This is a genomic window from Hylemonella sp. GW821-FHT10B10 (assembly GCF_059415585.1).
This window is the reverse complement of sequence record NZ_JBWKNN010000002.1, coordinates 652,150-672,229: the sequence shown is the minus strand read 5'-3', so window position 1 is coordinate 672,229 and position 20,080 is coordinate 652,150. Positions and strand designations below refer to the sequence as shown.

The following is a 20,080-nucleotide window of genomic DNA, read 5'->3' as shown; positions in this document are numbered from 1 at the left end:
CTTGATCTCATTGGGATCCTTGTTCAGTCGCCAGCCTGAGCCCATGCTGGGTTTGGATGTCAGTTCTTCCAGTGTCAAGCTGGTCGAGTTGAGCCAGAACAAAGCTGGTCAGTATGTGCTTGATCGTTGCGCGATCGAGCCGCTTGAGCGTGGCTGGATCACGGACGGCAACATCGAGAAGTTCGATGAAGTGGCCGAGGCTGTGCGTCGCCTGGTCAAGAAGAGCGGCACGAAGACCAAGAACGTGGCCATGGCCCTGCCGCCTTCCGCCGTGATTACCAAGAAGATCGTCTTGCCGGGTGGCATGAGCGAGGTCGAGCTTGAGATGCAGGTGGAGGCTGAGGCCAACCAGTACATTCCCTTCCCCTTGGAGGAAGTGAGTCTGGACTTCTGTGTCATCGGGCCGAGCGCCACTGCAACCGGCGACATTGATGTGCTGATCGCTGCTTCGCGGCGAGAGAAGGTCCAGGACATCCAGGGTCTGGCCGAATCGGCCGGTCTCAAGCCTGTCATCGTCGATGTCGAGTCTTACGCCTCCCGCCTCGCGGCCAAGCGTCTGATTGCCAATTTGCCTGAACAAGGGGTGGGTGCCATCGTGGCCTTGTTCGAAGTGGGGGCCTTGACCACCAGCATGCAGGTCATACGGGATGACGAAGTGCTGTATGAGCGTGATCAGGCTTTCGGTGGCGCCCAGCTGACCCAGTTGATCGTGCGCCAATATGGCTTTTCTCTGGAGGAGGCTGAGTCCAAGAAGCGCAGCGGCGAGCTGCCCGAGGACTACGAAAGCAGTGTCTTGCGTCCCTTCATCGAGAGCATGGTTCAGGAAATCGGGCGTGCCTTGCAGTTTTTCTTCACCAGTACGCCGCACCACAAAGTGGACTACATCATGTTGGCGGGTGGGGCGGCTGCCCTCTCCGGGCTGACTGACGCCGTGACGCAGCAACTGAGTTTCCCCTGCAGTCTGGTCAATCCGTTTGACGGCATGGAGATCGGTGATGGGGTGCGTCTCAAGAAGATGACCCGTGAGGCGCCGTCCTATCTGACGTCCTGTGGTCTGGCGATGCGGAGGTTCCTGCAGTGATACTGATCAACCTGCTGCCTCACCGCGAGGCCGCGCGCAAAAAGCGACAGGATGTTTTCAACGTTTCGTTGGGCGCTTCGGCCCTGGCTGGAGGTCTGCTTGCGGGCATTATCTTCTTGTGGCTCCAAGGCCAGATCTCTTCGCAGGATGGGCTCAATACCCTTCTCGACCAGGAAATCAAGAAGCTGGATGACCAGATCAAGGACATTGCTGCGCTTGAGGCGGAGATCGCTGCCTTGCGCGCCCGCCAGCAGGCAGTGGAAAACCTGCAGGCCGATCGCAATATGCCAGTACAGCTGTTGACCGAGTTGACGCGCCAGTTTCCCGAAGGCGTGTACATCACCAGCATGCGCCAGGACAACCAGTTGATCACCCTGCAGGGGACGGCGCAATCCAATGAGCGGGTCTCGGAGTTGCTGCGTAACCTGGCCTACCATTCCCCCTGGTTTTCCAAGCCGGAGTTGATTGAGATTGTTGCAGCCAACGTGGCCCTAGGCAAAGACCAGAGGCGAGTAGCCAATTTCACCATGCGCGTACGCATGCTGCGTGCGAGTGAGGTGCAAAAACCTCCAGCATCTGCTGCCTCGTCGCCGCAGGCTGACACAACGGTCCCCACGGCAGCGGCTCCGCAGCCGGCCAAGCCTTAAGGGGAATTTGATATGGCAAGCACACCATCCCCAAGCCTGAAGTTCGCGCAGCTTAAGGAAACACTGCAGTCCCAGTTCAGCAATCTGGACCCGCGCAATCCGGTCGTCTGGCCAGCGTTGCCGCGGTACGGCCTGTTTCTGGCCATCGCCGTGGCGGTTGTCGTGGTGCTCTGGTTCGTCTGGCTCAGTGGTGAGGACGATATCCTGACCCAGGCGCGCGAAAAAGAAGTGAGGCTGCGCGGTGAATACAAGACCAGACTGGCCAAGGCCATCAACCTGGATGCCTTGCGCAAGCAGCGTGAACAGGTGCTGCAGTATGTGACCCAGCTGGAAAAGCAGTTGCCCAGCAAGGCCGAAATGGATGCGCTGCTGTCGGATATCAACCAGGCGGGCTTGGGGCGCAGCCTGCAGTTTGACCTCTTCAGACCTGGCGCGGTGGTGGTACGTGACTATTACGCCGAGTTGCCGATTGCCATCAAGGTGACCGGGCGCTTTCATGATATGGGTTCGTTCACCTCCGATATCGCGCACCTTTCACGTATCGTGACGCTGAACAATCTGACAGTACTGCCTGGTACCGGCGGAACACTGGTCATGGACGCAACAGCTAAAACCTTCCGTTATCTCGACAAGGATGAAATTGCGGCGCAGCGCAAGCCCGCAGGGGGCAAGAAATGAGGCTGATACGGTCTTTCCCCTTGCTGATGGCGGTCTTGGTGCTGGCGGGTTGCGGTGCCTCCAGTGAGGACGAACTGCGCGCCTGGATGTCGGAACAGCGCAACCAGATGCGGCCGAAAGTTCCGCCCATTTCGGAACCCAAACCGTACAAACCCGAGAATTACGTGGATACGGCTACCGTCGATCCCTTCAGCAAGGACAAATTGACGTCGGCCCTTAAGCGCGACGTGGTTCAGCCTGCCACGATCACCAGTGCCCTGATTGCTCCGGAACTGGCGCGTCGCAAGGAGGCTCTGGAAAGCTTTCCCTTGGATACCATGGCCATGGTGGGGAGCCTGATCCAGGAGAGTCAGCCGGCCGCCCTGATCCGTGTCGATCGTTTGCTTTACCAGGTTCGTCTGGGCAGCTATCTGGGCATGAACTATGGGCGCGTGACCAAAATCACGGAGACCGAAGTCATCTTGCGCGAAATTGTGCAAGACGCCGTGGGCGAGTGGATCGAGCGTCCCGCCACACTGCAGTTGCAGGAGAAAGTTAAATGAAAAATCAAAGTATGTGGGCGCGCTGGGTTGGTGCGACGATTGTGGCGATGTTGGGTATTTCGGCGCTGGCGCAGACGGCCGGCACGGACGTGCCGGCGGCGTCGACGGCTTCTGCCCAACCGATCATTGAAGCCGTAACTGGCTCCTTGCAGAGTGGGGCGGAGGTGGTCAAGATAGACCTGTCCCAGCCCTTGACTGCCGTGCCCAATGGATTTTCCATCAAGTCCCCTGCCAAGATTGCACTGGATTTCCCGGGTGTGGGCAACGCCATGGGACGTTCAACGGTTGATGTCAACCAGGGCAATTTGCGTTCGGTCAACCTCATTCCTGCTGGGGACCGCACCCGTGTCGTGCTGAATCTGAAGCAGGCGACCAATTACAAGGCCGAGTTGCAAGGTAAGTCTCTGCTGATCACTCTGGATCCGGTGGCAGCAAGCTCGGCACCTGTGACTCCCGCCCCCACGTTTGCTGAAGCCAAGAGCCGAGAAACTCTGCCCATCAAGGATCTTGATTTTCGCCGCGGTGTGAGCGGCTCGGGCCGTGTGGTCGTGGCCTTGCCGAATAGCCAAGTGGGCGTAGATATTCGGCAAAGCGGGCAGACGCTTGTAGTGGAGTTTATGAAATCCAGTCTTCCTGAAGGCTTGCGTCGCAAGCTTGATGTGACCGATTTCGGCACGCCAGTGCAAACAGTGACTGCCTTCCAGGTAGGTGATCGCGTGCGTATGGTGATCGAACCCAAGGGCGCTTGGGAGCACAGCGCTTACCAGAGTGACGATCAGTTTGTGGTGGAGGTCAAGCCGCAACGAGTCGATCCCGCTAAGTTGACCCAAGGTCAAGGTTATAACGGACAGAAATTGTCGCTGAATTTCCAGAACATTGAGATCCGCGCGCTGCTGCAGGTCATTGCAGATTTCACCAATTTCAACGTCGTGACATCCGATTCGGTGAGCGGTACTGTGACTTTGCGCTTGCAGGATGTGCCATGGGATCAGGCACTGGACATCATCTTGCAGTCCAAGGGGCTGGGATTGCGCAAGAACGGCAATGTGCTGTGGATTGCGCCGAAAGATGAAATTGTCGCCAAGGAAAGGCTTGAGCGTGAAGCCAATGCCGCACTTGAGACATTAGAACCTGTGCGCACACAATCGTTCCAGCTCAACTACGCCAAGGCTGTGGACGTGGCTCGGCAACTCATGGGAGGGGTAGTTGCGGGTGCCGCTCCTGTTGCAGCCGGGTCAGCGGCCAGTGGCCGCATCTTGAGCACCAGAGGGAGCGCCATAGCCGAGCCACGGACTAATCAGTTGTTCGTGACTGATATCGGCAGCAAGTTGGAACAGGTACAGGACCTTATTGCCAAGCTTGATATTCCGGTGCGTCAGGTGTTGATAGAGGCACGGATCGTTGAAGCATCCGATACCTTTGGCAAGTCGCTGGGTGTCAGGCTGGGTGGCGGCATGAACCGTGCAACGGACTCCAGCGGCGCAGGTGTCCAGTTCGGACCGAGTTACAACGCCGCTTCGGCGGGCACAACTTCCGGTACTTTTGTCAATCTACCGTCTACCGGAGCCGGTGGTTTCAACGCTGCCACTTTCGCTGTATCCATTTTCGGCGAGAATGCTGCGCGCTTCCTCAATCTGGAAATCTCCGCATTGGAAGCCGATGGTAAGGGCAAGGTGGTTTCCAGCCCGCGTGTCGTGACAGCAGATAAGGTCAAGGCGGTGATCGAACAGGGTACGGAATTGCCATACCAGGTGGCATCTGCCAGTGGCGCTACTTCGATTGCGTTCCGCAAGGCCAATCTGATGCTGGAAGTGACGCCGCAGATCACGCCCGAGGGCAACGTGATTCTGGAGCTCGACATCAACAAGGATACCGTTGGGCAGTCCACACCGGCCGGTTATGCCATCGACACCAAGCATGTGAAGACTCAGGTCTTGGTTGAGAATGGAGGGACGGTGGTAATCGGCGGTATCTTCACACAGGTCGAGCGTGACGATACGACCAAGGTACCTTTCCTGGGTGATCTGCCAGGCATCGGCATGTTGTTCCGCAACAAAGCCACGACGTCGAATAAGCAGGAAATGCTGGTCTTTATCACGCCCAAGACTCTGACAGATCGCACCTCCCTGCGCTGACAACGGGGTCGAGGCGGTCTCTTGTCTATCAGTCTCATCGGCTTGCCCGGCTCGGGCAAGTCCACCGTCGGGCGGCAATTGGCCCGACGTTTGCAATTGCCCTTCACGGATGCCGACCATGTGATCGAGCAGCGCATCGGCTGCCCGATCCGCGAGTTCTTCGAGCGTGAAGGGGAAGAGCGTTTTCGTGACATCGAAGAGCAGGTCCTGAGCGATCTCACCCTGCAATCCGGCGTTCTGTCTACGGGTGGCGGGGCCGTACTACGCAAAAGCAATCGAGAGCATCTGCATGCTCGTGGCAAGGTGGTGTACCTTAAATCCACGCCCGAAGAGCTGTATCGGCGCCTGCGCCACGATACGCAGCGACCGCTCCTTCAGGTTGGTGATCCCATGCAGCGACTGCGCGATCTGTATGCCGTGCGCGATCCGCTCTACAGGGAGACCGCGCATTTTGTGATCGATACCGGGCGACCCTCAGTTGCCACTCTGGTCAACATGATCGTCATGCAACTGGAACTGGCGGGTGTTGTAACGCAACGTTGACGGTCCTCGCCTGGGGATAAGACTGGTTTTCAGGCGGTGTTCTAAACTCGGGGCATGTCAACCAGTACCGATTTCGCCAACCCGGCACCGACGCAGGTGCGCATCGACCTTGCCGAGCGCAGTTATCCCATTCTCATAGGCAGCGGGCTGCTGGCACAGGCCGGCAGCTATGCCGGCCTGCCACGCGCAGCGCAGGCTTTGATCGTCAGCAACACCACAGTGGCACCGCTCTATGTGGAGACGTTGAAGCATGCCCTGCAGGCCCATTACGGGCAGATCCACGTGGTTGAGCTGCCAGATGGCGAGTCGCACAAGGATTGGTTGACCCTGAACCTCATTTTTGATGCCCTGCTGGCGCAGGCCTGTGACCGCAAGACCGTCCTGTATGCGCTGGGCGGCGGTGTGGTGGGGGATATGACGGGCTTTGCTGCCGCCAGCTATATGCGAGGTGTGCCTTTTGTCCAAGTGCCAACCACCTTGCTGGCGCAGGTAGATTCCTCGGTCGGGGGGAAGACGGCGATCAATCACCCCCAGGGCAAGAACATGATCGGTGCCTTCTATCAGCCGCAACGGGTGATCTGCGATCTTGACACTCTCAGGACCCTGCCAGAGAGGGAGCTCAGTGCCGGTCTGGCCGAGGTCATCAAGTACGGGCCTATCGCCGATATGGAGTTGCTCGCCTGGCTGGAGCAGAACATGGAAGCCTTGCGAGCGCGGAGCCCGTCAGCCCTGGCACATGCGGTTCGACGCAGTTGTGAAATCAAGGCCTGGGTGGTGGGGCAGGACGAGCGCGAAGCCGGCCTGCGTGCCATCCTGAACTTCGGCCATACCTTTGGACATGCCATCGAGGCGGGCTTGGGCTATGGCGCCTGGTTGCATGGTGAGGCTGTCGGTTGCGGCATGGTGATGGCGGCCACCTTGTCGGAGCGACTCGGTCTGGTCGACCGCGCTTTCGTTCTTCGTCTCCGAGAGCTGATCGCACGGGCTGGCTTGCCCGCGCAAGGCCCGGTGCTGGATGCCCACGACAATGCCGGACGTTACTTGGAGCTGATGCGTGTAGACAAGAAGGCCGAGTCGGGTGAAATCCGTTTTGTCGTGATCGAAGCTGCAGGTCGTGCCGGCGTGCGCGGGGCGCCCGACGCGTTGGTGCGCGAGGTCATCGATGCTTGCTGTCTACGCCAGTGATCCTGTCCGCACGCGCGGGCGTAAGTACCCAGAGCAGGCTGCACCCACGCGTACCGAGTACCAGCGGGACCGTGATCGCATCGTCCATTCGACAGCCTTTCGCCGCCTGGTCTACAAGACACAGGTTTTCCTGAACCATGAAGGCGATCTCTTCCGTACCCGGATGACGCATTCCCTGGAGGTGGCGCAACTGGGGCGGTCCATTGCGCGTTCCTTGGGGCTGAACGAAGACTTGGTCGAAGCGATTGCCCTGGCCCACGACCTCGGGCATACACCCTACGGCCATGTCGGGCAGGATGCGTTGAATGAATGCATGGCTGGACATGGCGGCTTCGAGCACAACCTGCAAAGCCTGCGAGTGGTCGATCAACTGGAAGAACGCTACCCGGCGTTCGATGGGCTGAACCTAACCTTTGAAACTCGCGAAGGCATCCTCAAACACTGTTCGCGTGCGAATGCCGAACAGATCGAGACAATGGAACCCGGCGGCGTGGGTTCGCGCTTTCTGATGCGAACCCAGCCCAGCCTGGAAGCTCAGTTGTGCAATCTGGCCGACGAAATCGCCTACAACGCCCACGATATTGACGACGGCGTGCGCTCAGGCCTGATCACCCTGGACCAGCTCAGGGAGGTACCCCTGTTTGAAGACTATCGCCAGCAGGCTGTGCGTGAATATCCCGGTCTGGAGCAGGCCAGTGCGGGCCGGCGCTTGCTTTACGAGACCATCCGCCGCATGCTGAGTGCGCAGGTCTATGACGTGATCGAGGCGACGCGCTCAGCGTTGGAGTGCGCCCGTCCCGGGAGCGCGGATGCGGTCCGGCAACTGCCCTCGCTGATGAGCTTCAGTTCAGCCATGCGTGAGCGTTCGGTGCTGCTGAAGAAATTTCTTTTCCAGAACTTGTATCGCCACCCTCAGGTGATGCAGACCACAGGCCTGGCACGGCAGGTCATCCAGGAGTTGTTCGAGTGCTACGGCCATGCGCCGCAAGAGATGCAAGCTGGCCATGCTGCTCGCGCCCAAGCAGCACAGGAAAAACCGGATGCCAAGGGCGCCATGCGGCGGGTCGTCGCAGACTACATCGCCGGCATGACCGACCGCTTTGCCGGCAAGGAACATGAGCGGTTGACCGGCAAGAAGCTGTGGCTATGAAGCGCGAGCTGGTATCTCCGGTTCTGGTTGTGATTGCCGCTGGCGTGGCCGCGGCCCTGCATGTCGGTAAGCTTTCGCCGGCGTTGCCCGCTCTGGGGGAGGCCTTGGGCGTGACACTGGTGCAGGCGGGTTTTCTGCTGTCCCTTGTGCAACTGGCGGGGATGACCTTGGGGTTGGCGGTGGGGCTCACGGCCGACGGCATGGGGCTCAGGCGCAGCATGCTCGGTGGTCTGTTCTTGCTCTCGGTAGCGTCGCTGCTGGGCGGTTGGGCGCGTGATGTTCAGACCCTGCTGGTCTTGCGCGCGGTGGAGGGCCTGGGGTTCTTGCTCGTTTCCATGCCCGCTCCCAGCCTTATCCGCCATCTGGTGCGGCCCGAGCGCGTGAGCGCCATGCTGGGACTCTGGGGGGCCTATATGCCTCTGGGAACCGCCAGTGCCCTTTTGTGCGGCCCGTTGCTCATCACCCTGTATGGCTGGGAGTGCTGGTGGTGGGTACTCGCTGTACTGACACTGGCTATTGCTGTCTGGGTTTGGCGGGCCGTACCCCCGGACACTCCGCGCGCAGTCGAGACGAAGGAGGGGCCGCCCAAGCAGGGTTGGACTCATCGCCTGCGGCTTACGCTAGGGGCTCCTGGACCCTGGCTTGTGGCGTTGAGTTTTGCCGTGTACTCGGGCCAATGGCTGGCGGTGATCGGTTTCCTGCCCACCATCTATGCGCAGGCCGGCGTGGCTGGCGGCATCAGCGCCGTTCTGACCGCCTTGGTGGCAGCCGTCAATATGGTGGGCAATATTGCCTCGGGTCGTTTGCTGGGGCGCGGTGTGCGGCCGCAGGTCTTGTTGTATGTGGGCTTTGGTGTGATGGGGCTGGGCACGCTGCTGGCTTTCGGGACCTATCCTTTGTCGCCGGGTGGGCTAGCCCTGCCGCCTGTGCTCCGTTTTGTGGCCGTCTTGTTGTTTTCGATGGTGGGCGGCATGATTCCCGGCACCCTGTTTTCGCTGGCTGTGCGCCTGGCGCCCGGGGAGGGCACGGTATCCACCACGGTTGGCTGGATGCAGCAATGGTCTTCCTTGGGCCAGTTTGCCGGACCGCCCCTGGTGGCCTGGGTGGCCAGCGGCGTCGGGGGCTGGCACCTGACATGGGCTGTGACCGGGACCTTCGCTCTCATCGGGCTGGTGTTGGCCAGGCAACTTGGACGCAGGAGTCACGTATGAGTGGGCCTCACGTGGGAGAAGTGCCGCAAGAGCTGGGCGAAGTGGTCCTGCGCGACATGCGGCACTGGCTGGAGCGGGCCGTGATCGGACTCAATCTCTGTCCCTTTGCCAAAAGTGTGCACATCAAGGGCCAGATCCACTGGCATGTGAGCGGCGCACGCGGCGACGAAGCTGTGCTCAGCGAACTCGCGCGCGAGCTGCAATCTCTGCAAGAGAGTGACCCTATGCAGCGCGACACCACCCTGCTGGTGCTGCCGCTGCATTTTGATGATTTCCTTGATTTCAATGTCTTCCTCGCGCAAGCGGATGGGATACTGGCTGAGCTTGGGCTGTTGGGCGAACTGCAGATTGCCAGCTTCCATCCCCAGTACCAGTTTGCCGGTACCGACCGCGACGACATCACCAACTACACCAACCGCGCGCCTTATCCGACCCTGCATCTTTTGCGTGAAGCCAGCATTGATCGCGCCGTCGAGGCCTTTCCCCAGGCCGAGGCCATTTATGAGAGAAACATGCAAGTGCTGCAGCAGATGGGACAGACGGGTTGGGATGCAATGGAGATACGCCGTCATGTTGATAGTGGCCAGCATGACGACGCAAGCGGAGATGAAACATGAAACACGCCGAGCGCGCAGAGCGCAAGCCGGGCAATGTGCCTGCGGTGCCCTTGGCGCCTGAGATTCGTCCCGGGCAGTCGATCGAGCTGCTCAAGGAATTGCACATCCTCACGCGGGAAGGCAAGCTCAACCAGGACTCGCGTCGCAAACTCAAGCAGGTCTACCACCTTTTCCGATTCATCGAGGAGTTGCTGCAGGAGTTGCAGGTGCAGCGCACGGACGCGGCATCGTCCCCAACTGGTATCACTTTGGCCGACCACGGTGCCGGCAAGTCCTATCTGGGTTTCATCATCTACGACCTGTTTTTCAAACAGCTGTCGAGCGGGCATGTCTTCGGCATCGAAACCCGTCCGGATCTGGTGCAGAAGTCGCGCGAGCTGGCGCAGCGGCTGGACTTTGCGCGCATGTCCTTTCTCAATCTCAGCGTGACCGAGTCCATGCAGGCCCAGGAGTTGCCCGCACGCATAGACATCGTGACGGCTTTGCACGCCTGCGACACGGCCACCGACGACGCCATTGCCTTCGGCCTGCAGAAGCAGGCGCGCTACATGGTGCTGGTGCCCTGCTGCCAGGCCGAGGTGGCGCGGGCTTTGAACTCAGGCAAGGCCTTGTCCTTGTCGCGCACCCCGCTGGCCGAGCTGTGGCGCCATCCTCTCCATACCCGTGAATTGGGCAGCCAGATTACCAACGTCTTGCGCTGTCTTTACTTGGAAGCCATGGGCTATCAGGTGACGGTGACGGAACTCGTGGGTTGGGAACACAGTCTCAAGAATGAACTCATCATTGCGCGCCATACTGGGCAGCGCAAGCGTGCTGCGGCACAGCGCCTGCAGGCGATCCTGGAGGAATTTGGTTTGACAGCCCTGGTGCAAAGCCGCTTTCGTTTGCCTGAGGGTCAACCGCCGGTGCCGGCCGACGTTGCTTGAAGGTACGGCCGTGCCCGTGTTGGCATGACATTTTTATTGAGGATGGAATCATGAAGAAAATTTGGTTTTGGGGTCTGGCGCTGGTGCTCACTGGCTGTGCCAGCAGCAGCCCGGATGTGATCCAGCGGGGCGACGCCCAGCGTCTGTCCACCGTGGTGGACGCGGTGGTACTGTCGGTGCGCCCGGTAACCGTGGAGGGTAGTCAGTCGGGCGTGGGTGCTGCGGCCGGTGGGGTTGTTGGTGGCATTGCCGGATATGGTTCCGGCAACAGCCAGCCTCAGGCGCAGGTCATCGGTATTCTTGGCGCGGCTGCCGGCGCCGTGGCGGGTAACGTCATTGAGCGGGCGGGCACGCGCGAAGAAGCTTATGAAATCCTCGTTCAGCTCAAGAACGGGGAGCGTCGGGCGCTGGTGCAGGGCAAGGGGGAAGAGATGTTCCAACCGGGTGACGCCGTGATCCTGATCACCAGCAGCGGCAAGGTGCGCATCGCCAAGGCGCCCAAGCTTTAATCAGGGTCAGATTCAACTTATGATGGTGCGGACCACTGTTCCGCACCATCATGGCCCGTCTTCCCCGACTCAGCATCCCCGGCTATCCGCACCACGTCATCCAGCGTGGCAATAACCGCCAGGCGATTTTTCTGAAGGATGCCGATCGCCTGGGCATGCTGGAGCTGCTGGAGGATCACGCGCGCCAGTATGAGGTGGCGGTCCATGCCTACGTGTTGATGGACAACCATTTCCATCTGCTGCTGACGCCACAGACCAGTGAAGGCTTGTCCCGTCTGATGCAGTCCGTCGGGCGTCGTTACGTGCGCTACTTCAATGACGTGCATGGACGCAGCGGTACCCTGTGGGAGGGGCGCTACCGGTCTACTCTGATCGAGGCTGACAGCTATCTGCTGGCCTGCATGGCCTATATCGATCTGAACCCCGTACGTGCCGGCCTGGTTACGCAGGCGCGCGACTTTCCCTGGTCCAGCCATGCGCACTACGCAGGTTTGCGGGTAGATCGTCTGGTCAGCCCCCACCCCCTGTACTGGGAACTCGGCAACACGCCTTTCGCCCGCGAGGCGGCCTATGCAAGGCTGGTGCAAGAAGGGCCCTCCTTGCCACAGCAGCAGGCTTTGACGGAGTCGGCCTTGCGGGGCTGGGTGCTGGGTAACCCGGATTTCCTGGCCATGTTGCAAAAAAAGACCGAGCGCCGGCTCAGCAAGGCGAGTCCGGGGCGTCCTGTTACTCCCAAGACCGGCGCCGATTAAGCGCTAACCAGGGTGGGGCGGAGCGGATATCTGTCGTGGTTAATATGTCCCCAATTATTTGTTGAACAAAAAAATCAACAAATAATTGGAATCTGACCCTTATTATTCTTCTTGGAAATATTGTTGCGCTGCACTATGCTCATGACCCCTGCGAAATATTTAGGAGTGCGCCATGACCACGGCTGCCGAGATTAAGCATCTCCAAGAAAACGGTTTGTATTCAAGCACCAACGAACATGACGCCTGTGGCGTGGGTTTCGTGGCGCATATCAAGGGCCACAAGAGCCATGACATTGTGCAGGGCGCACTCAAGATCCTCGAAAACCTGGACCACCGGGGTGCAGTGGGCGCCGACAAGCTGATGGGCGACGGTGCGGGGATACTGATCCAGCTGCCTGACACGCTGTACCGCGAGGAGATGGCCAAACTGGGGGTGGCCCTGCCGCCGCCGGGTGAGTACGGCGTGGGCATGATCTTTCTGCCCAAGGAGCATGCCTCTCGCCTGGCCTGTGAGCAGGAGATGGAGCGTGCCATCAAGGCCGAAGGCCAGGTGTTGCTGGGCTGGCGCGATGTGCCGGTCAATCGCGAGATGCCCATGTCGCCCACCGTGCGCGAGAAGGAACCCATCCTACGTCAGGTCTTCATCGGTCGCGGCAGCAACGTGATCGTGCAGGACGCGCTGGAGCGCAAGCTCTTCGTGATCCGCAAGACGGCCAGCGCTGCCATCCAGAACCTGCAGCTCAAGCACAGTAAAGAATACTACGTGCCGAGCATGTCTAGCCGCACCGTGGTCTACAAGGGCCTGCTGCTGGCCGATCAGGTGGGCACCTACTACCTGGACCTGCAGGACAAGCGCTGCGTCTCGGCCCTGGGCCTGGTACACCAGCGCTTTTCTACCAACACCTTCCCGGAATGGCCGCTGGCCCACCCCTATCGTTATGTCGCGCACAACGGTGAGATCAACACCGTCAAGGGCAACTACAACTGGATGAAGGCGCGCGAAGGCGTGATGTCCTCGCCAGTGCTGGGCGAAGACCTGCAGAAGCTTTACCCGATCAGCTTCGCCGGCCAGTCCGATACCGCCACCTTCGACAACTGCCTTGAGCTGCTGACCATGGCGGGTTATCCCATCAGCCAGGCCGTGATGATGATGATCCCCGAGCCCTGGGAACAGCACACCACCATGGACGAGCGCCGCAAGGCTTTCTATGAGTACCACGCCGCCATGCTGGAACCCTGGGATGGTCCTGCCTCCATCGTGTTCACCGACGGCCGCCAGATCGGCGCCACGCTCGACCGCAACGGCCTGCGTCCTTCCCGCTATTGCATCACCGATGACGACCTCGTCATCATGGGTTCCGAGTCCGGTGTGCTGCCGGTGCCGGAGAACAAGATCGTGCGTAAATGGCGCTTGCAGCCAGGCAAGATGTTCTTGATCGACCTGGAACAGGGTCGCATGATCGACGACGAGGAGTTGAAGTCCAACCTCGCCAACAGCAAGCCCTACAAGCAGTGGATCGAGAACCTCCGCATCCGTCTGGACGATGTGGTCCAACCGGTGGCCGGTGAGGGCGAGAGCACGGTGAAGGGGGCGGTTGCAGAGTCGGCCGGCCTGGGCCTGGAGCATGTGGCACCGTCCCTGCTGGACCGCCAGCAGGCTTTCGGCATGACGCAGGAAGACATCAAGTTCCTGATGGCGCCCATGGCCGTGAACGGTGAAGAGGGCATTGGCTCCATGGGCAACGACAGTCCGCTGGCCGTGCTGTCGGACAAGAACAAGCCGCTGTACAACTACTTCAAGCAGCTGTTCGCCCAGGTGACCAACCCGCCGATCGACCCGATCCGCGAGGCCATCGTGATGTCCCTGGTGTCCTTCATCGGCCCCAAGCCGAATCTGCTGGATATCAACCAGATCAACCCGCCAATGCGCCTCGAGGTGAGCCAGCCCATCCTGGACTTCACCGACATGGCCAAGCTGCGCAACATCGAAACCACCACGCAGGGAAAATTCCGTAGCTACACGCTGGACATCACCTACCCGCTGGTCTGGGGCCGTGAGGGCGTGGAGGCCAAGCTGGCCTCGCTCTGCGCCGAGGCCGTGGACGCCATCAAGGGCGGCCGGAACATCCTGATCATCAGCGACAGCGCCATCAGCGCTACTCAAGTGGCCATCCCCGCCCTGCTGGCCCTGTCCGCCATCCACCAGCATCTGGTGCGCGAGGGTCTGCGCACGTCTGCCGGCCTGGTCGTCGAAACCGGTACCGCACGTGAGGTACATCACTTTGCCGTGCTGGCCGGCTACGGCGCCGAGGCTGTGCATCCCTACCTGGCCATGGAGACCCTGGTTGCCATGCACAAGGACCTGCCGGGTGATCTGAGCGCTGACAAGGCCATCTACAACTACGTCAAGGCCATCGGCAAAGGCCTATCCAAGATCATGTCCAAGATGGGCGTGTCGACCTATATGAGCTATTGCGGCGCCCAGCTCTTCGAAGCCATCGGCGTCAACAACGAAACCATCGAAAAATACTTCACTGGCACGCCCAGCCGCGTAGGGGGTATCGGCGTATTCGAGATGGCCGAAGAAGCACTGCGCATGCACAAGGCCGCCTATGGCAACGACCCAGTGCTGGCCACGATGCTGGATGCTGGCGGCGAGTATGCCTGGCGCAGCCGTGGTGAAGAGCACATGTGGACGCCCGATGCGATCGCCAAATTGCAGCACAGCACGCGCGCCAACAACTTCAGCACTTACAAGGAATACGCGCAGATCATCAATGACCAGAGCAAGCGTCATATGACCTTGCGCGGCCTGTTCGAGTTCAAGATCGATCCGGCCAAGGCGATTCCGGTCGAGGAAGTCGAGCCCGCTGCCGAGATCGTGAAGCGTTTTGCCACCGGCGCCATGTCGCTGGGGTCCATCTCCACTGAGGCGCATGCCACACTGGCCGTGGCCATGAACCGCATTGGCGGCAAGAGCAACACGGGCGAGGGTGGTGAAGACCCGGCGCGTTACCGCCAGGAACTCAAAGGCATCCCGATCAAGAAGGGCGAGACACTCAAGAGCGTGATCGGCGAGTCGCAAGTTGAAGTCGACCTGCCGCTGCAGGACGGCGACTCGCTGCGCTCCAAGATCAAGCAGGTGGCCTCGGGCCGTTTCGGTGTCACGGCCGAATACCTGTCCAGCTCGGACCAGATCCAGATCAAGATGGCCCAGGGTGCCAAGCCGGGCGAGGGTGGCCAGCTGCCAGGCGGCAAGGTGTCGGACTACATCGGTAAGCTGCGCTACTCGGTGCCGGGTGTGGGCCTGATCTCCCCGCCGCCGCACCACGACATCTATTCCATCGAAGACCTGGCCCAGCTGATCCACGATCTGAAGAACGTGGCGCCGCACGCCAGCGTCAGCGTCAAGCTGGTCTCTGAGATTGGTGTGGGAACCATCGCCGCGGGTGTGGCCAAGTGCAAGAGTGATCACGTGGTGATTGCCGGCCATGACGGCGGCACCGGTGCCTCGCCCTGGTCCTCTATCAAGCATGCCGGCAGCCCCTGGGAAATTGGCTTGGCCGAGACCCAGCAGACCCTGGTGCTCAACCGCCTGCGCGGCCGCATCCGCGTGCAGGCCGACGGCCAGATGAAGACCGGCCGTGACGTGGCTATCGGCGCCCTGCTGGGCGCTGACGAGTTCGGCTTTGCCACCGCGCCCTTGGTGGTCGAGGGCTGCATCATGATGCGCAAGTGCCACCTGAACACCTGCCCGGTGGGCGTGGCCACGCAGGACCCGGTGCTGCGCAAGAAGTTCTCGGGCAAGCCCGAGCATGTGGTGAACTTCTTCTTCTTCATCGCCGAGGAAGTGCGCCAGATCATGGCGCAACTGGGCATTCGCAAGTTCGATGACATGATCGGCCGCGCCGACCTGCTGGACGTGCGCAAGGGCCTGGAACACTGGAAGGCTCGCGGCCTGGACTTCAGCCGCCTGTTTGCCATGCCTATCGTGCCCGCTGGCGTGCCCCGTTTCCACGTGGCCGAGCAGGAACATGGTCTGGAGAAGAGCCTGGACCGCGTGCTGATCGAAAAATCCAGGGCCGCCATCGACAAGGGCGAAAAAGTCCAGTTCATGGAAGTGGTGCGCAACGTCAACCGTTCCGTGGGAGCCATGCTCTCGGGCGCCCTGACCAAGGTGCATCCGGAAGGCCTGGCGGACGACACCCTGCGCATCCAGCTCGAAGGTACGGGTGGTCAGTCCTTCGGCGCCTTCCTCGCGCGCGGCATCACTCTCTACCTGATCGGTGACGCCAATGACTACACGGGCAAGGGCCTGTCGGGTGGTCGCATCGTGGTGCGCCCGAGCATCGACTTCCGTGGCGAAGCCACGCGCAACATCATCGTCGGCAACACCGTGATGTACGGTGCCACCAGCGGTGAAGCCTTCTTCAGCGGCGTGGCCGGCGAGCGTTTTGCCGTGCGACTTTCGGGCGCCAATGCTGTGGTCGAAGGCACCGGTGACCATGGCTGCGAATACATGACGGGTGGCACAGTGGCTGTGCTGGGCAAAACCGGCCGTAACTTTGCTGCCGGCATGAGCGGTGGTCTGGCCTATGTCTACGACGAAGACGGCCAGTTCGCTGCACGCTGCAACACCGCCATGGTGTCGCTGGACAAGGTACTGCCGGCTGCTGAGCAGGAAAAGAGCGTCCCGCGCGCGATCTGGCACCGTGATCAGACCGACGAGGCCCAGCTCAAGAAGCTGCTGGAAGACCACCACCGCTGGACGGGCAGCAAGCGTGCGCGCGAGCTGCTGGACCACTGGAACGAGGCACGCGCCAAGTTCGTGAAGGTGTTCCCGAACGAGTACAAGCGCGCTCTGGGCGAGATCAATGCCAAGAAGGCTGTGCCCGCTCCGGCCAAGACTGCAGCCAAGAAAGAAACCGCTCCGGCGAAGTAAGAAGAAGGACGAAGGAATACATCATGGGTAAAGTCACCGGCTTCATGGAGTACGAGCGTGTCGAGGAGGGTTATGCACCCGTCACGCAGCGCGTCAAGAACTACAAGGAATTCGTGATCGGCCTGAGCGACGAGCAGGCCAAAGTGCAGGGTGCGCGCTGCATGGATTGCGGCACGCCCTTCTGCAACAGCGGTTGCCCGGTCAACAACATCATTCCGGACTTCAACGACCTGGTCTACCAAGGCGACTGGAAGAACGCGATCGATGTGCTGCATTCCACGAACAACTTCCCGGATTTCACGGGTCGTGTCTGCCCGGCGCCTTGCGAGGCGGCCTGCACGCTCAACATCAACGACGATGCCGTGGGTATCAAGTCCATCGAGCACGCCATCATCGACAAGGCCTGGGCGCAGGGCTGGGTCCAGCCGCAGCCGGCCACCGTCAAGACCGGCAAGAAGATTGCCGTCGTCGGCTCTGGCCCGGCCGGAATGGCCGCCGCCCAGCAGCTGGCGCGCGCCGGCCATGCGGTGACGGTGTACGAGAAGAACGACACCATCGGTGGCCTGCTGCGCTTCGGCATTCCTGACTTCAAGTTCGACAAGTCGCACATCGACCGCCGTGTGAAGCAGATGGAAGCCGAGGGTGTGGTGTTCAAGACCAACACCATGGTGGGTGAATTGCCCAAGGACTCCAAGGTCACCAACTGGGCCAAGGAAACGGTCAGTCCCGCGCAGCTTCAGAAGGATTTCGACGCAGTGCTGCTGGCTGGCGGCGCCGAGCAGTCCCGTGACCTGCCCGTGCCGGGCCGTGAGCTCGATGGCATCCATTTCGCCATGGAGTTCCTGCCCATGCAGAACCGCGTCAACGCAGGCGGCAAGATCAAGGACCAGATCATGGCCACGGGCAAGCACGTGATCGTGATCGGCGGTGGCGATACGGGCTCGGACTGCGTAGGCACCAGCAACCGCCACGGTGCTGCCAGCGTGACCCAGTTTGAGGTGATGCCTCAGCCACCCGAAGAAGAGAACAAGCCCCTGGTCTGGCCCTATTGGCCGCTCAAGCTGCGCACCAGCTCCAGCCACGAGGAAGGCTGCGCGCGCGAGTTTGCCGTCTCTACCAAGGAGTTCATGGGCAAGAACGGCAAGGTCACGGGCCTGAAGACTGTGCACGTTGAGTTCAAGGACGGCAAGTTCGTCGAGATCCCCGGAACCGAGAAGGAATACAAGGCGGATCTGGTGTTGCTGGCCATGGGCTTCGTCAGCCCGGTGGCGACCGTTCTGGACGCTTTTGGCGTGAGCAAGGATGGCCGTGGCAATGCCAAGGCCAGCACGGACTTCCAGGGCGGTTACGTCACCAGCGCTCCCAAGGTCTTCGCCGCAGGTGATATCCGCCGCGGCCAGAGCTTGGTGGTGTGGGCGATCCGTGAGGGCCGCCAGGCGGCGCGCGCGGTGGATGAATTCCTGATGGGCGCGAGCACTTTGCCGCGCTGAGGAGGGTTGCTCCGCTATCGGGGCGCTATGTCGTATGATGCAAAAGCCGGAACCCGCCGGCTTTTGCATTTTTATGGCTGCATCATCAGACACCCCCCTGGTCGAGTTGCGTAACGTCACTTTTGGCTACAGCGACCGTGTCATTCTCGACAACGTCAGCCTGAGCGTGCCGCGCGGCAAGGTCATCGCCTTGATGGGCGCGTCCGGCGGGGGCAAGACCACGGTCTTGCGCCTGATCGGCGGGCAGAACCGGGCCCAGCAGGGCGAAGTGCTGTTCGACGGCGAGGACGTCACCCGCATGGACCAGCAGCAACTTTACCTGGCGCGGCGTCGCATGGGGATGCTGTTCCAGTTCGGCGCCCTGTTTGCTGATCTCAATGTGTTCGAGAACGTGGCCTTTCCCCTGCGCGAGCATACCGACCTGACCGAAGACCTGATCCGCGACGTCGTGCTTATGAAGCTCAATGCCGTGGGTCTGCGTGGTGCCCGTGACCTGAAACCCAGCGAAGTGTCCGGCGGCATGGCGCGGCGCGTGGCCTTGGCCCGCGCCATCGTGCTCGATCCCGAGTTGGTGATGTACGACGAGCCCTTTGCCGGCCTGGACCCGATCTCGCTGGGAACGGCCGCCCAGCTGATCCGCCGCCTCAATGACAGCCTGGGCATCACCAGCATCGTCGTTTCGCATGATCTGGAAGAGACTTTCCAGATCGCCGACCAGGTGGTGATCCTGGCCAATGGCCGTATCGCCGCCCAGGGCACGCCGGAGGAAGTCAAAAAGTCCACCGATCCCCTGGTGCAGCAGTTCGTACAGGCTCAGGCCGAAGGACCCGTGCACTTCCATTACCCCGGCCCCAGCGTGGAGCAGGACTTTTCAGGGGAGTTGCCATGAGCTGGTGGCGCCCTTCCGACGTAGGTTATGCCGTGCGCCGCAAGCTGGCAGACATCGGTTACGCCACACAGCTGTTCTGGCGTCTGGTACGGCTGGCCGGAGCGACTTTCAAGCGCTTTGGCCTGGTGCGTGACCAGATCCATTTTCTGGGCAACTTTTCCCTGGCCATCATCGTGGTCTCGGGCTTGTTCGTGGGTTTCGTGCTGGGCCTGCAGGGTTATTACACGCTGCAGCGTTACGGTTCCTCCGAGGCCCTGGGCCTGCTGGTGGCCCTCAGTCTGGTACGCGAGCTCGGCCCTGTGGTGGCGGCCCTGCTGTTTGCCGGGCGTGCCGGCACCTCACTCACCGCCGAGATCGGCCTGATGAAGGCCGGCGAGCAGCTCAGTGCCATGGAGATGATGGCGGTGGATCCGGTGCGTCGCATCCTGGCGCCGCGTTTCTGGGGTGGCGTGATCACCATGCCCCTGTTGGCAGCGGTGTTCAGCGCCGTCGGCATCATGGGTGGCTGGCTGGTGGGTGTTGTGATGATAGGCATCGATGGCGGCGCGTTCTGGAGCCAGATGCAGGGCGGTGTGGATGTCTGGAAAGACGTTGGCAACGGCATCGTCAAGAGCATCGTGTTCGGTTTCACGGTGAGCTTCATCGCCCTTTTGCAAGGTTATGAAGCTCAACCCACCCCGGAAGGGGTGTCGTCTGCCACCACGCGCACGGTCGTGATGGCTTCGCTGTCGGTTCTGGGTCTGGATTTCATCCTGACCGCCATGATGTTTAGCATTTGAGGAG

The 20,080-nt window shown here is 60.9% G+C and carries 17 protein-coding genes; all 17 read left to right on the top strand.

Features of this window, described 5'->3' with window-relative positions:
- The first annotated feature begins 1 nt into the window (after position 1).
- The 17 genes from AC07NT_RS13425 to mlaE all read left to right on the top strand — a co-directional run bounded on the left by AC07NT_RS13425 (position 2) and on the right by mlaE (position 20,076).
- Positions 2-1,081: a pilus assembly protein PilM gene (locus tag AC07NT_RS13425; RefSeq protein ID WP_498598546.1), complete on the top strand. Its 1,080-nt coding sequence runs from the start codon at positions 2-4 to the stop codon at positions 1,079-1,081.
- Positions 1,078-1,728: a PilN domain-containing protein gene (locus AC07NT_RS13420; protein ID WP_498598547.1), complete on the top strand. Its 651-nt coding sequence runs from the start codon at positions 1,078-1,080 to the stop codon at positions 1,726-1,728. Before AC07NT_RS13425 ends, AC07NT_RS13420 begins: the two co-directional genes overlap by 4 nt.
- Positions 1,729-1,740: 12 nt before the next feature.
- Positions 1,741-2,406, top strand: coding sequence for a type IV pilus inner membrane component PilO (locus tag AC07NT_RS13415; protein ID WP_498598548.1), 666 nt, complete (start codon positions 1,741-1,743; stop codon positions 2,404-2,406).
- Positions 2,407-2,432: 26 nt separating this feature from the next.
- A complete protein-coding gene (locus AC07NT_RS13410; RefSeq protein ID WP_498599156.1) occupies positions 2,433-2,948 on the top strand; it encodes a pilus assembly protein PilP in 516 nt (171 codons plus the stop codon).
- Positions 2,949-2,995: 47 nt separating this feature from the next.
- On the top strand, positions 2,996-5,083 hold the full coding sequence (locus tag AC07NT_RS13405) for a type IV pilus secretin PilQ (protein ID WP_498599157.1): 2,088 nt from the start codon (positions 2,996-2,998) through the stop codon (positions 5,081-5,083).
- A gap of 21 nt (positions 5,084-5,104) precedes the next feature.
- Complete coding sequence (locus AC07NT_RS13400; protein ID WP_498598549.1) at positions 5,105-5,626, top strand: shikimate kinase; 522 nt, start codon at positions 5,105-5,107, stop codon at positions 5,624-5,626.
- A 54-nt stretch (positions 5,627-5,680) separates the two neighbouring features.
- The gene (aroB, locus tag AC07NT_RS13395) at positions 5,681-6,811 is read left to right on the top strand and encodes a 3-dehydroquinate synthase (RefSeq protein WP_498598550.1); all 1,131 of its coding nucleotides are present in this window, start codon (positions 5,681-5,683) and stop codon (positions 6,809-6,811) included.
- On the top strand, positions 6,789-7,961 hold the full coding sequence (locus AC07NT_RS13390) for a deoxyguanosinetriphosphate triphosphohydrolase (RefSeq protein WP_498598551.1): 1,173 nt from the start codon (positions 6,789-6,791) through the stop codon (positions 7,959-7,961). Before aroB ends, AC07NT_RS13390 begins: the two co-directional genes overlap by 23 nt.
- Positions 7,958-9,172, top strand: coding sequence for an MFS transporter (locus AC07NT_RS13385; RefSeq protein WP_498598552.1), 1,215 nt, complete (start codon positions 7,958-7,960; stop codon positions 9,170-9,172). The genes AC07NT_RS13390 and AC07NT_RS13385 overlap by 4 nt, the downstream gene beginning before the upstream one ends.
- Complete coding sequence (locus tag AC07NT_RS13380; RefSeq protein WP_498598553.1) at positions 9,169-9,789, top strand: DUF1415 domain-containing protein; 621 nt, start codon at positions 9,169-9,171, stop codon at positions 9,787-9,789. The genes AC07NT_RS13385 and AC07NT_RS13380 overlap by 4 nt, the downstream gene beginning before the upstream one ends.
- Entirely contained in the window at positions 9,786-10,715 is a 930-nt protein-coding gene (locus tag AC07NT_RS13375) for a class I SAM-dependent methyltransferase (protein ID WP_498598554.1), read from the top strand. The genes AC07NT_RS13380 and AC07NT_RS13375 overlap by 4 nt, the downstream gene beginning before the upstream one ends.
- Before the next feature lie 50 nt (positions 10,716-10,765).
- Entirely contained in the window at positions 10,766-11,224 is a 459-nt protein-coding gene (locus AC07NT_RS13370) for an outer membrane lipoprotein (RefSeq protein ID WP_498598555.1), read from the top strand.
- 50 nt (positions 11,225-11,274) lie between these two features.
- Positions 11,275-11,976 carry an REP-associated tyrosine transposase gene (locus tag AC07NT_RS13365; protein ID WP_498598556.1) on the top strand — a complete coding sequence of 234 codons (702 nt, stop codon included), beginning with the start codon at positions 11,275-11,277 and terminating at the stop codon, positions 11,974-11,976.
- A gap of 172 nt (positions 11,977-12,148) precedes the next feature.
- Positions 12,149-16,918 carry a glutamate synthase-related protein gene (locus AC07NT_RS13360; protein ID WP_498598557.1) on the top strand — a complete coding sequence of 1,590 codons (4,770 nt, stop codon included), beginning with the start codon at positions 12,149-12,151 and terminating at the stop codon, positions 16,916-16,918.
- A 23-nt stretch (positions 16,919-16,941) separates the two neighbouring features.
- A complete protein-coding gene (locus tag AC07NT_RS13355) occupies positions 16,942-18,408 on the top strand; it encodes a glutamate synthase subunit beta (RefSeq protein ID WP_498598558.1) in 1,467 nt (488 codons plus the stop codon).
- 73 nt (positions 18,409-18,481) lie between these two features.
- Positions 18,482-19,297, top strand: a complete 816-nt coding sequence (locus AC07NT_RS13350; RefSeq protein WP_498598559.1) for an ABC transporter ATP-binding protein — start codon at positions 18,482-18,484, stop codon at positions 19,295-19,297.
- Positions 19,294-20,076, top strand: a complete 783-nt coding sequence (mlaE, locus tag AC07NT_RS13345; RefSeq protein ID WP_498598560.1) for a lipid asymmetry maintenance ABC transporter permease subunit MlaE — start codon at positions 19,294-19,296, stop codon at positions 20,074-20,076. The genes AC07NT_RS13350 and mlaE overlap by 4 nt, the downstream gene beginning before the upstream one ends.
- The last annotated feature ends 4 nt before the right edge of the window (positions 20,077-20,080 follow it).